Annotated in this window: 8 protein-coding genes; 5 read left to right on the top strand and 3 right to left on the bottom strand. The window is 44.5% G+C overall.

What is annotated here, in order from left to right; all coding sequences use genetic code 11:
• The first annotated feature begins 124 nt into the window (after positions 1-124).
• From pulA to CKY02_RS14890, 5 genes are all read left to right on the top strand, one after another.
• A complete protein-coding gene (gene pulA / locus CKY02_RS14870) occupies positions 125-3397 on the top strand; it encodes a pullulanase-type alpha-1,6-glucosidase (RefSeq protein WP_112895888.1) in 3273 nt (1090 codons plus the stop codon).
• A gap of 408 nt (positions 3398-3805) precedes the next feature.
• Complete coding sequence (locus CKY02_RS14875; protein ID WP_112895889.1) at positions 3806-5266, top strand: DUF3375 domain-containing protein; 1461 nt, start codon at positions 3806-3808, stop codon at positions 5264-5266.
• Between the two features lie 41 nt (positions 5267-5307).
• Positions 5308-6225, top strand: coding sequence for a DUF4194 domain-containing protein (locus tag CKY02_RS14880; protein ID WP_112895890.1), 918 nt, complete (start codon positions 5308-5310; stop codon positions 6223-6225).
• Positions 6218-9613 carry an ATP-binding protein gene (locus CKY02_RS14885; protein WP_238399156.1) on the top strand — a complete coding sequence of 1132 codons (3396 nt, stop codon included), beginning with the start codon at positions 6218-6220 and terminating at the stop codon, positions 9611-9613. The genes CKY02_RS14880 and CKY02_RS14885 overlap by 8 nt, the downstream gene beginning before the upstream one ends.
• Positions 9610-10806 carry a Wadjet anti-phage system protein JetD domain-containing protein gene (locus CKY02_RS14890; RefSeq protein ID WP_112895892.1) on the top strand — a complete coding sequence of 399 codons (1197 nt, stop codon included), beginning with the start codon at positions 9610-9612 and terminating at the stop codon, positions 10804-10806. The genes CKY02_RS14885 and CKY02_RS14890 overlap by 4 nt, the downstream gene beginning before the upstream one ends.
• Before the next feature lie 36 nt (positions 10807-10842).
• On the opposite strand, the gene cynR is transcribed toward CKY02_RS14890, so the two are convergent.
• From cynR to CKY02_RS14905, 3 genes are all read right to left on the bottom strand, one after another.
• Entirely contained in the window at positions 10843-11745 is a 903-nt protein-coding gene (gene cynR / locus CKY02_RS14895) for a transcriptional regulator CynR (RefSeq protein WP_112895893.1), read from the bottom strand.
• A gap of 404 nt (positions 11746-12149) precedes the next feature.
• Entirely contained in the window at positions 12150-12569 is a 420-nt protein-coding gene (locus CKY02_RS14900; protein ID WP_046397624.1) for a helix-turn-helix domain-containing protein, read from the bottom strand.
• A complete protein-coding gene (locus CKY02_RS14905; RefSeq protein WP_112895894.1) occupies positions 12566-12877 on the bottom strand; it encodes a type II toxin-antitoxin system HigB family toxin in 312 nt (103 codons plus the stop codon). Before CKY02_RS14905 ends, CKY02_RS14900 begins: the two co-directional genes overlap by 4 nt.
• Between the last annotated feature and the right edge of the window lie 205 nt (positions 12878-13082).

A 13082-nucleotide genomic window follows, 5' to 3' on the forward strand; every position in this document is an offset into this window, starting at 1 on the left:
CTCCTCCCTCTTAGTATCAAAACTAGGAGGATGCTGACTCATCTGAGACATTATTTAATATTTCATTCCTATTTTATTAACAATAATATCGGCGACGATTTATTTCTATTAGAAAGGTCTGATTATGGTAGCTCCCTTCTGGAAAAGGGCTTACCTGGCCCTATTAAGCAGTGCATTCGTTTTGCTACTGGCTAGCTGTGATAACAATCGTTCTTTACCCAAAACCCCGGAGGAACCGATGGCGCATATCCCTAATAAAATACCCAGTGAAGCTGCCACTGCTGGCAATTTTCAGGCAGTGATCCACTTGGTGGACATTGCTAAATTAAGTCAAAGCCCAACAACGAATCGTGACTACAGTACCAACACCCTCTACTTATGGAACGATAAAAATTGTGATGCTTTGGCTTCCCCTTCATCAAGCTGGAACGACACCAGTGCAACTCCCACTGGTAGCGATAGTTATGGGCCTTACTGGGTGATACCGTTAACCAAGAACGAGGGCTGTATCAATTTTATCGTGCGTGATGGTAACAACAATAAATTGATCGACGGTGACCTGAAAGTCTCCTTCTCCGATTTTAGTAACCGTACCGTTTCTGTGATACCCGGCAATTATCAAATCTATGGCAGTCGTGCAGCAGCCTTTAATTCTGTGTTTGGTGTTTCTCAGGCTTCGGCACATTGGGTCGACAACCAGACGTTGTTATGGTCGGGTGGAGCGGATAAGCCTGATGTCCGCTTATATTACAACCGGAATGGCAAGGTGGAAGCTAATGATGAAGGGAACTTCATCGATAGTTATCTGACGTTAACGCCGACGACTCTGAGCCAGAAGACGGCTGAGCGATTCCCGCACTTGAAGAAATTAACAGCGTTCCGCCTACCAGAGGACACGGATGTTGATACACTGCTTACCGGTGATCTGGTGGCGTTGGCTACCAATGAAACTGGCTTGCTATTGTCGGCTACTCAAGTACAAACGGCTGGTGTGCTGGATGACCGCTTCGCTAACGCTGCCGTCACACTGGAATATGGAGCGCTAATCAACGATACCGATGTTACCTTCCGTTTGTGGGCACCTACTGCTCAACATGTTGGGTTGGTTATCTATGATGCAAATAAACAGGTCATTGCCAATCATGCAATGAATCGTGATCTTGTTAGTGGTTCCTGGTCATGGCAAGGTGATAAAGAGTTGGTTGGTGCTTACTACCGCTATGCTTTAACGGTATACCATCCATATTTCCGTAATGTGGAGCACTACGAGGTTACCGATCCCTATTCCCACAGTTTGTCCACCAATTCGGAGTACAGTCAAGTCATCAATTTGAATGACGAGGCACTGAAACCACAAAATTGGGATAGCCTGATCATGCCGCGTTCGCAAAATACACCGGCGGACATTGCGCGTATGACCATATATGAAGCTCATGTTCGTGATCTCTCTGTTGCAGATGGCACGGTACCAGAAACTTGGCGTGGTAAGTATCTGGCTCTCACCGCTGACAACAGCGATATGTTCAAACACCTTAGGACATTGAGTCAGGCAGGGGTTACTCATATGGAGCTATTGCCAGTATTCGATGTGGCTTCCATTAATGAATTCAGCAATGAAGTGGCTGATCTGAATCACCCGTTTAGCCGTTTGTGCCAAGTCAACCCAAAGGTGAAGAGCAGCCGTTTCGCTGATTATTGCAATAGTTCACAGACCGTGGGTGAAGTGTTGCAGGAGCTGAAGAGCGGTGACAATGCTAATAACCCGCAGGTACAAGAACTGAATGCAATGATTGCAGAAACCGACTCCTACAACTGGGGCTATGATCCGTTTCATTACTCGGTACCGGAAGGTTCTTATGCTACAGATGCGGAAGGTTCGGTACGTATAAAAGAGTTTCGCGCCATGATTCAGGCCATCAAGCAACAATTGGGGATGAATGTGATCATGGACGTGGCGTATAACCATACCAACGCAGCCGGGCCGACGCACCGATCCTCAGTATTGGATAAGGTAGTGCCTTGGTACTATCATCGTTTGGATGAGATCACGGGCAACGTTGAATCTAACACTTGTTGTCACGATACGGCTCCAGAGCACCGCATGTTCGCTAAACTCATTGAAGATTCGTTGGTGACTTGGGTTAAGGACTATAAAATCGACGCGTTTCGATTTGACTTAATGGGCTATCATCCCAAGGCCCAGATTTTATCGGCACTAGCAAAAGTACGTAGGATTAATCCATCGGTCTACTTCTTCGGTGAAGGTTGGAATTCCGGGCAGGGTGACCGTTTCGAGATTGCTTCACAGATTAATCTTAAAGGTACTGGAATTGGTACTTTCTCTGATCGACTGCGCGACGCGGTACAAGGTGGTGGGCCGTTTGATTCCGCTGACACTATTCGTATTAACCAGGGAGTGGGCAATGGCGCGGGAACGTTGCTGAACGAAATGGCTTGGTTGGATGCTAATGAGGTGCGTCATCTGGCGGATCTGGTACGTCTTGGCATGGCGGGCAATTTGGCTGATTTTGTGATGATCGATAAAGATGGGACGGTAAAAACGGGTAGGGAAATTAACTACAAAGGCGCTATAGCTGGTTATGCCGCTGATCCAATTGAAGTGATTAATTATGTCTCTAAGCACGATAACCAAACGCTGTGGGACATAATCAGCTACAAAGCTGCACGTGAGGCGAATCTGGCAACACGAGTTCGTATGCAGGCAATATCCCTCGCCACGACATTCCTTGGACAAGGATTGGCCTTTGCTCAACACGGATCGGAGTTACTACGTTCAAAATCTTTTACCCGCGATTCCTATAATTCCGGCGATTGGTTTAACCGTGTTAGCTACACCTACCAGGATAACAACTATGATGTTGGTATGCCGGATCAGCGTGTTGATGGCGAAAATTATGCATTGATTGAAAAAGTGAAAAATGTGGTAGATAAACCGGGCCGGACTGAATTATTACAGATGACGGCTTTTTATCAGGAATTGTTGCGCTTGCGTCAATATTCACCACTGATGACTCTTGGTGATGGTACATCGGTTAAACAACGTGTTGATTTCCATAACGTTGGGCCGCATCAGCAGCTTGGGTTGCTGGTGATGACCATAGATGATGGTAATACTACTGGTGATGACCGTGATTCGCGATTTGACGGTTTGGTGGTGATGATTAATGCGGCTCCACATCCTGCCACAGTAAGAGATCTTAACGTCAGAGGGTTGAAGTTGAATAATATTCAAAGGGAACTGGGCCATACATCTCTGGCGGCGGGTACCAGAATTGCGAAAGATGGCGCGGTCACGCTGCCGGCTTGGTCAGTAGCGGTACTGGTTTTGCCGCAAGATGGGAAGCGCGGTACTGGTTTGCCTGTTCGTAGAAAGTAACGCGTAGGAATTTTCCATTGTTTGTATCGGGGCGGTTTGTCCAGACCGCTCATTTTTACCTTGAAAGGGTACTCCCACCGCTTTTCTTGTTGATGATAATTGAGACATTGTTTATCTCCTTATTATCTGTCTGCGCTAGCAGTTTTTGTTTTTCACCATCATGTTGCCGCTATTCTTCAAAAATAGGTGACTTTAATAAGTTTAATACTCCCATTGGTCACAACGCTGAATAGTTTAAAAGTCAGTAATTTGTGTTGACATAATAAAAAAATATGATGTTATGGTTTTATTTGATTGTATCGATTGTAAATTATACAAAATTCTTGGTGGTGGCTTTTTGGAAAGGATAGCCGTGGGCCAATGCTCATCTAATCGCTTTTTATTCATCACCACACAGAGGGAGGCAAGTTGAATTTCCAAGGGTTACAGGCAAAGTACCGCCGTCTATTTCAGGAAAGTGCTGCCTGGAAACTGTTGAGAGCTGATAATGCTCCTGTAATTTTGGCATTTTTGGGGGAGTTATTTTCCGAGGATAGTGAAGTCCCTTTTAGTCGTGCCCGCGTGTCACTTGATGCAGAGTTGGTACGTTGTCGTGAACTTGGCGTTTGGGAAACTGAAACGGGAGCGGGTACTTATCTCAATAAATGGATTCGGGAAGGCTGGTTGCGTGAGATGGATGACACATTAACTAAAACGGATGCCAGTGAAATTGCACTCCGTTTTAGCCAAGGGCTTGATGAACGCAATTCAGGAACCACTGCGTCTCATCTTCGAATTGTACAGGAAGCGGTTAGGGACTTCGCAGTAGCGATTAGCCCAAATGCCGATGAGCGTGTCGCGCTTTTGGAAGATAGAAAATCCGAGATTCAAAGAGAGATTGATGCTCTGAGAGCTGGCGTTGTGACCGAATTAACCAAGGCTGAGCAGCGGGAAAGAATTCGTGAAATTTACCAACTGGCTTCTGTTTTAACGGGTGATTTTCGCCGTGTTGAAGATGAAATTCGTCAGTTGGATCAGGAAATTCGTATTCAAATTATTGAGGGGGATTCCACCAGAGGAGATATCCTTCTTGCTGTTTTAGAAAAAGAAGCATTACTGGCTAAAACGGATGCCGGTAGTGCGTTTGAAAGTTTTTTTGATTTGTTATGTGATCAAAATAGAACTATGGAGCTACGAGATCAGCTTCGAAGTATTTTAAGTCGTCCGGTCGCAGAACACTTAAGTACCCAGCAGCGGCAATTCTTAAGTCAGCTGATGAGAGAACTGAGTCGCGAGAGTGACAGAGTTTTTCAAATCAGGCGAAGAACGGAAGAGAGCTTGCGTGCTTACATAGAGAGTGGTACTGCTCAAGAAAATCGTGCGGTTGATAGATTGCTTGGTCAATTGGAACGACTCGCCATTGAATTAAAGAACTCAGGTTATGACTTACAAACGGCGACAACTCTGTCACTGCCCGTTGGCGCGGCAAGTATTAGCTCTCCTGAAAGCATGCTGCTTAAATCACCTGATGAAAAGCTGGATACTTCAGGTGCTGAAGAACAGCTCAACTCTCGGGAACCGAGTATACAAATGCTGGATTGCCTTGATGTTGTTCAAATTCGATTAATTGCTGAGAGGGCGTTAGCAACGTTAAAAGAGTTTGGTCCAATGACGATTGCGTCTATTGCAAATTATCAGCCGATTAATGCAGGGTTGGAGGAGTTAGTTGCCTATTTGCGGGTGGCCAAATCTGTCGGGGCTGCATTATTGGAAGAAAAGGAATCAATTGAAATCAGTGACAAACGGGGAGTTCGCTTGCAGGCGTCTATACCCACTTTCTTGCTGAGCGCCGACCTGTTTCCAGACAGTTTGGATGAATTGGTTCTTTAGAGTGAATAGAAAATGGTTGTATATATATAGTGAGAGCTGTAATGCATGTAGGTAAAAAGTTGAATAAAGATAATGGTGCCCTCGCTACCCTTGGGAAGTCTCATTCCGATCCTCAGGAAGAACAGAAAACAGGGTTCTTCGATCAGTTGATAAAACACCATACTCAATCAGAGTATGATCCGCTTACAGATACAGCCGGCGTTGAATCTGATGTTGCTTTTTCGGTTGTCAACCAAAGCCCATCTTGTGAAGTTGATGATGTATTAGTCAGTAAGCACGTTGAAAACTCAAACAGTGATATGCCGCCGGATGCGCGCCGGGTGCTGGTTAGCTTGCTGCGTCAGGGCGTTATTTTGTCTTCGCAGAAAGCTAAATTGTTTGAATTACTTTGTCGATACCAATGTGCTGTGCGCAAACATCTGTCAGAAGTCTATTTGAAGTTAATCTTAGATGAAAAAGCAGGTGTTGCCTTTATAGCTGGCTTTCAGAATGAGGAAGATACTGAATCATTGGGTATAGATGATGAAGAGGTTGTCTCTCTGATTAGCCGAAGAACGCTCTCTTTATACGATACATTGTTGCTGTTGGTGCTACGTAAACATTACCAGGACCGGGAAACATCGGGAGAGCAAAGGGTTATCATTGATATAGAACGTATAGAATCCCATCTGACACCGTTTTTACCGCTGACAAACAGTACTAAATCTGACCGGAGAAAACTCAAGGGTGCTCTTGAGAAAATGGTGACGAAAAAAATATTGAGTTCGGTCCGAGGAAGCGAGGATCGCTTCGAGATTACGCCGGTGATCCGCTATGTAGTCAGTGCTGAATTTCTCGAAAGTATGCTCAATGAATACCTGAAAATGGCGGGAGAAAAGGGTATTGAGCTAAATAAAAATGGCAGCGACGCTGTTGATTATCAAAATGAAGGGGAAGAGACAGGAGATGAAAATGACTGATCAAACTCTTTCGGCTAATTCATTATTTCATGTTGGTCAAATCAGATTAGCTGAACTCTCAGTTTATAACTGGGGGTCATTTAATGGCTTGCATACCGCGTTGATAGATCCTATGGGAACGCTAGTCACCGGAGATAATGGCGCCGGAAAATCGACATTTATTGATGGCCTTATGGCTTTGCTGCTTCCTGCCGGAAAGGCAACTTTCAATGTAGCTGCGGCACAGGGTGATCGTTCTGACCGGACTTTACTTTCCTATATGCGGGGAAGTTTTGGATCTGCCCATGACGGAGCGGGGACGAGAGTCAGAAGTAAGCGTGAGTCTGGCGTAGTGACTGGGCTTAGAGCTTTATATCAGGGTGATGATGGGTCAAAAATCACGCTTGCGGCGCTTTTCTGGATTACTAAATCGACGAATGTGCTCGCGGATGTGACACGAGTTTATGTTGTTGCCAAAAGAGACCTGACTCTTAAGGAAATGCTTAATGCTTTTGGGAACGGTAATGCTCGGGCATTCAAGCAATGGCTTCGTGATGACCCGACGATTACGTGCTGTGATGATAATTTTTCTGATTATCAAGAGTTGTACCGAAAGCTCCTGTATATGGACAATAAGAATGCGCCTGCACTTTTGTCGCGGGCGTTAGGTCTGAAAAAAATTGATGATTTAACTGGGTTGATTCGTGAATTGGTACTGGAACCGAGTACGGTCAAGGATGATGCTAAAAAGGTCGTGGAAGAGTTTGCTGATCTGGTGGCAATTCATAGTCAATTAGTGGATGCAAGAGCACAAAAAGTGCACTTATCCAGGTTACCTGAACTCAACGCAATTATCGAAAAAACAACGAAAGAATTTGCGGAGCTGATAGCTGAGAAAAATAGTCTCCCGGTCTACTTTGGGGAGATTTTCGCACAATTGTGGAGTGAAAAAATTGCCGATATTGAGGCTGAACTGGAAGCGCTACTCCTCAAAATTAGCCAAGCTGAAGAGCAGAAAGTGGATGTGAATAAGTTGGTTGAGCGAAGGCACGAGGAATATCTTCAATTTGGTGGGGATAAAATAGAGTCGTTGAGAAAAGAGGTTGATCATACCCAAGCTCAATTGAATCGGGTGGTTAGAAATTCATCGCAATATCAAACTCATGCTAACGAGCTGGCTCTTCCTTCTGTATTAGAGGAGGCGGTATTTCTTAAAAATCAATCCACAGTATCAACCCGGCTTGCCAGTATTCAGCAAGAAGAAGCAGAGTATCAGGACAGGTTTGCCACCATCAGTGCTAAATTCAGTGAGCTACAAGCCAATATCCATGATATCTCTCAGGAAATTCGTGAGATCGAGGCAAGACCCGATTCCAATATTGATGTGAAATATCAGCAACTGCGAGATGAACTGGTTAATTCTTTAGAATTAAGTAAGGACCAATGTGTATTTATCGGTGAGCTTATCGATGTCGAAGATCGTGAAAAGAGCTGGCAGGGCGCGATAGAGAGGGCGTTAGGCGGGTTACGAACCACACTTGCTGTGCCACATCATTGTTATTCGATGGTGACTCGCTGGTTGAATACCCGACATACTGGTTTACATGTCCGTGTTCAAGTTGTGAATGATTCTACAACTCAAGGCCAATCGGTGGTGTTTAAGTCTGATGGTTATCTAAGGAAACTGGTATGGCGTAATCACCCTTATCGAGAGTGGCTCAAGCACCATTTGCAGCGATTTGACCTGCAATGTGTTTCAAGTACGGAAGAATTGGATCAAACCCCGTTTTCGATGACACAGCAGGGGTTGATGCACATGGATAAGGGGCGCTTTGAGAAAAAAGATCAGCACCGGATAGACGACAGAAGGCGCTGGTGTCTGGGTTTTTCGAACAAGTCACGTTTAGCCATTCTTAATAACGATAAAAAAGAGTTAACTCTGCAACTGGCAGAAACCGAGAAAAAGGTGAGTCAAGCCCGTCAAGATTTGAATTCTGTTTCTGATCGTAAAATTCTTTGGGAGAAGATCCAAGGTTACCGCTGGGATGATATTAATGCTCCTTACTGGCACGAAAAGCTGTCTGATTTGCAGGCTGACCTCAAGGTGTTGGAACAGTCAGGGGGTGATCTTGATAAGGCCAGAGAGCGTTGGGAGTCGGCTAAAGAGCAGCTAGCTCAAATTCAATCGGTATTAAATCAGCTCAACTCTGATTCTGGTGGCGTTAAAAATACGCTGAAAAATGCAAAAGAGGAATGGAGCAAAGCGCAGGCAAAAGCGTCGAAAGGATTACCTGATTCAGCCCGGCAATTACTTGCGATTCGGGTTGGCGTACTTAATACAAACGATTTAGGCCGGATGTCTGAATTGGTATTGAAAGTTGAAGACGATTTAGAACGTCTGTTAGATATTAGCCGAAACAGTAAAGACAAAGCGGAAAGATTAGCCATTAGCATTATGGTCTCATTCAGGTCTAACGATAAATGGCAAGTCTTCACGGTTGACTGGCAAAGTAATATTGATGGCTTACCTGATTATCTTAATCATTTGCGACAACTGGAAGAGGAAGGGCTTCCCAACCTTGTGGAGCAGTTTATTGAGCGGTTGAATAAGCATGCAACGCAGTCACTGGCGCGGATTAAAACTAAGCTTGAATCTGAACGGGAAGATGTTCTCGAACGGATTGATATCATTAACCGGGTGCTCAAGCGTACAGAGTTTCGATCAGGGACACATTTAAAGCTGGGTTCAAAGAGAGAGAAATTCCCACATGTTAATGAGTTTGAACAGCATTTGCGTAAGGTGCTGAGTCAGGTAACCAGTGATGACCATGAAGCACGGTTCCGTCAATTGGCTAAAGTAGTTGAAATACTTGGGAAAGCAAGTGCGCCAGGTTCCTCAAATACATTAGAAAGTTTAAGGTTGCTTGATCCTCGTTATCAGATGTCATTTTATGCCGAAGAGTTGGATAGTCATACCGGTGAGATTCGTGATGTATTGGAGTCATCCAGTGGAAAGTCAGGTGGCGAGAAAGAGTCATTTGCGGCGACTATTGTCGCGGCAAGTTTGGCCTATGTTTTGACGCCAGATGGCTATGATCGTCCGGTTTACTGTACTGTTTTCTTGGATGAGGCATTCTCAAATACGGCTGAAACGGTAAGTCGGCGGGTGCTCCGAGTATTTAGAGAGCTTCATATTCACGTTAATTTGATTACGCCTTATAAAAACCTGAATCTGGCAAGGGAATCTGCTCGTTCACTGCTCATTGCGGAAAGAGATCAGGAAAACCATGACAGCCATTTATGTGAAGTGACTTGGGAAGAGATTGACCGGAGAATGGGCGAAGAGAAGGAGAAAAAGTTGCCTGATGAGGCTGCTGATCTGGGTATTGAGTTTGAGAAACTGACATGAAAAGAGGGCAGTATGAGGTGCGTTGGGGGTTATTGCCAGCACAAGTTAAAAGCATCATTAGGCAGCGTGAGTGGGATAGCCCTCCCTCACTAAAAGCCCGGTTACTGGGCATCAAGGCATTCCCTATTCGCGTTGGCTTGAAACCACCCAAAGGGAATTCTGCCATATTAGATATAGTTCATTTCCAACGGTTTATTGATGAGTGGAAATCATTTCCCTATCAGGATGTCGTAGAGTGGTCTACTAAGAATTTCAGGGAGCTATCTGAGCAACGCATTCCAACTTTTGTTGTCATTGAATCGATGCAATGTCTGATTCAATTTTTAGGGAGTGATGCCCTTTCCCGAAGTAAGGTATGGGAAAGAAATATGAAGCCATTTTTGTGGGTTAATAAAGATCTCTATCCTGTATTGGTTAAGTGCATAGATATTGTGGAAAAACTCTCGTTGAGAGATGCGGAATTATTAGCAAAATTGCTGCCACAATTAAAGCAAGGCTTAGGCGAAGGACAATATTTAAGAGCACTGCCACTCATTGGGATTGATACTAAGTTTCTTGAGAACCACCAGATCCTGATTGAAGAGCTGGCCGATATCATTCACAAGGGAGCTGTTTCGGCATCAGGTGGTCTTATTTCCTGGTTAGGGTGTGCAATAAATCCCAAAGGTTGGTTAACTATCAGGCCGCTTTGCCATGCCGCGACTGCGGCGCTTGGGGGAATGCCAATACTACAAATACCCGGCGAATTACTTAGACAGTACGAACTTCCGGCATCGAATATTCTAGTAGTAGAAAATCTACAGTCTGGTTTGGCATTACCCGAAATGCCTGACACGATAGCGGTGATCGGAGGAGGTAAAAACATTGCTTGGATGGATGCGGCATGGCTGAGAAGTAAACGTGTAGGATATTGGGGAGATATTGATACTTGGGGTTTGTCTATTCTCAGTGACGCCAGAGACAAGTTTATGGATATTGAGCCTTTGATGATGGATGTTGAAACTGTTAAAGCCCATGAAGATAGAATGGTTCCTGAACCAAATCCAGTTGAATCCAATCCTACATTGCTAAATGAGGATGAAGCAAAGTTGTTTAATGATCTCATTTCTGGCCGGTTCCAATCTTCACGTTTAGAGCAGGAGCGTCTTTCATCTGATTACATTAGAAACAAGCTTATGAATTGGCTGTCTTAACACAGAAGCCGCTAGACACGATATTTTTTCCATTTATCAAAAATCGTCACTTTCTTGGTATACATCGAAATGGTGTGTGATCAGATTGGCAAACGCCTGGCTTGCAGCGCTTCGATATGCACCACGGCGCCACAGCAGTACTGCATTGCGTTGCGGTAACGTAGGTCGAATTGCAATGGAATAAAGCCCGGTCTGTTCGTGGGCTATGATATCAGGTAACAAAGTCGCGAGTCGTCCTCGACGGACAATTTCTACGATTGCACTGATTGAGTTGGCTTCAATTGCAATGCGCGGAGTGATTCCCTGTTTCTGGAAGTACAAATCAATATGGCTCCGTGTTGCAAAGTCTTTGCTTAATAGTGCTAGCCTTTCATGTTCCAACATTTTCGCCGTCAATGATGTTTGTTGGCCAATGAGTCGATGCGATTGACCAACGATCAGGCTGAGTGTTTCGATGAATAATGGTTCGCTATCAATGTCGGGGGAGCGTACTTCTGAGAACGCGATGCCGAGATCGAGCTGGTTCTCCGCTAAAGAGACTTCTATTTGATCTTGCGTCATTTCCTTGATATTCAACGCAATTCCTGGATAGAGTGCGTTGAAACGTTCTACCCAATGGCCGATGAAGTAAGTGGTGAAGGTGGGTGTCATTGCTAGTCTGAGCAATCCGCGGCTTAAATCCTGCACATCATGAATCGCACGTTGCCCAGCATCCAGATCCTGTAATGCACGACGGGCGTAACTTATGTATACCTCGCCAGCATCAGTGAGTCGTACAGTCCTTCCAGAGCGGTCGAACAGTTGCACGTGCAGTGACTCTTCAAGTTGTCTGATTTGTTGCGATAAGGTTGGTTGTGAGATATGAAGTTCTTCTGCGGCGCGAGTGAAGTTCTGATGTTTGGCAACTGCCAGCAGATAACGAATGTGTCGCAGCAGCATATCAATTAACTATTTGAAAATAATATGGAAAAAATGACATCCTGATCTTTGAGACAATAGAAAAATTCGTTCATTCTTCACCTGCTAGCTGTCTTATCGGCCACGATGGAGTGAAGACTATAAGGGCTTCTTGAACATGTCAACGCTGGTTTGTCCCAGTTCCGAAGTTAGTGCTAACGTTGGTGGTATAACTCCGTAGCTTATCCCTGAGCAGATCATGAAACTTAGCAAGGTAGTAGATGAGTTAGAAGGCTCGTTATCAGATTTAGAGAGCCAGTCGATCTGTTGGTTAGTGAGACAGCTTGCCTGACAACCCGGTGGTAAGATTTAAACAAAATGAAGGCGATAAAAAAGCCGCATCACTTGCATGGTGCGGCCACGATGACATCAATTATTCTGAATCATTAGAGAAATAGATCTGGCCTTACGTTGAAGCGCTTGGAAAGCGCTTTAATATGCGCAATCGTTAATGAGCGCTTACCAGATAGAATCTGGCTGACAAGTGATTTGGAGCCAATTTCTTCTTTCAGGTCTGAGTAAGAGAGCCTGTATTGATCCATCAACACACGCAGCGCAGCTACACCGGTTGGTATGTCATCCACTGCTTTATTAAATGCAGCAAAGCGTTCATTGTTGTTTTCATACTCAGCGATTTTAGTGGCTAGAAAGTCAATCAGTGGATTTTCATCATCGTGCTCAATGAGGTAATCCACCATTGCCAGCGCGTCATTATAGGCATCCTCGGAAGTGCAGCTCCCTAAGAAGGGAACAGCAGCTACCAGTACCTTTGTGGCTTCAAGTGCTTTGGTAGGTTCTGCAATCATTCTTTCGTCTCCCGATACTGCTTAGTTAATTTGTTATATTCTGCATGAGTGGCTATATGCTTGACATATAGGCGTTTATTAACGAAATTTATATAGGCAATCATTCGTAAGCTTTGCCCACCTATGTCTATTACCCACCATTTGTCTCTGTACTTGAAATTATCAAGACTGGGGAACTGACTTCGTAATTCCACAGGGTTCTCAAAATCTTTTTCTTTTAACTGCTTATACGTTGCAATAATTGCATCTGCATCATTTGGGAAATCGCGAGCAGCTTTCTCAAATGGATCTTTGGAAATAACGTGCATGTCACTCACTCAGTTTACATCATGTAAACACTATAGCGTCATCATTTTCCGTTCACAAGATGTAAACAACAAAAAACCAATACGTCGCCGCAGAACGACAATCAACTATTGGAAAATACTATAGAGATGATAGTAATCCGATCTTTGACGCTATAGATAAATTCGTTCATTCTTCATCCATCCGCTTTCTTATCGATCACGATGG

Source organism: Photorhabdus bodei, assembly GCF_003287735.1.
GTDB lineage: Bacteria > Pseudomonadota > Gammaproteobacteria > Enterobacterales > Enterobacteriaceae > Photorhabdus > Photorhabdus kayaii.

Bases quoted from the DNA above. Each gene is read 5' to 3' on its own strand.
- CKY02_RS14905 (WP_112895894.1), bottom strand. From the start codon at position 12,877: ATGCACGTTATTTCCAAAGATCCATTTGAGAAAGCTGCTCGCGATTTC.
- cynR (WP_112895893.1), bottom strand. From the start codon at position 11,745: ATGCTGCTGCGACACATTCGTTATCTGCTGGCAGTTGCCAAACATCAG.
- CKY02_RS14900 (WP_046397624.1), bottom strand. From the start codon at position 12,569: ATGATTGCAGAACCTACCAAAGCACTTGAAGCCACAAAGGTACTGGTA.
- pulA (WP_112895888.1), top strand. From the start codon at position 125: ATGGTAGCTCCCTTCTGGAAAAGGGCTTACCTGGCCCTATTAAGCAGT.
- CKY02_RS14880 (WP_112895890.1), top strand. From the start codon at position 5,308: ATGCATGTAGGTAAAAAGTTGAATAAAGATAATGGTGCCCTCGCTACC.
- CKY02_RS14885 (WP_238399156.1), top strand. From the start codon at position 6,218: ATGACTGATCAAACTCTTTCGGCTAATTCATTATTTCATGTTGGTCAA.
- CKY02_RS14890 (WP_112895892.1), top strand. From the start codon at position 9,610: ATGAAAAGAGGGCAGTATGAGGTGCGTTGGGGGTTATTGCCAGCACAA.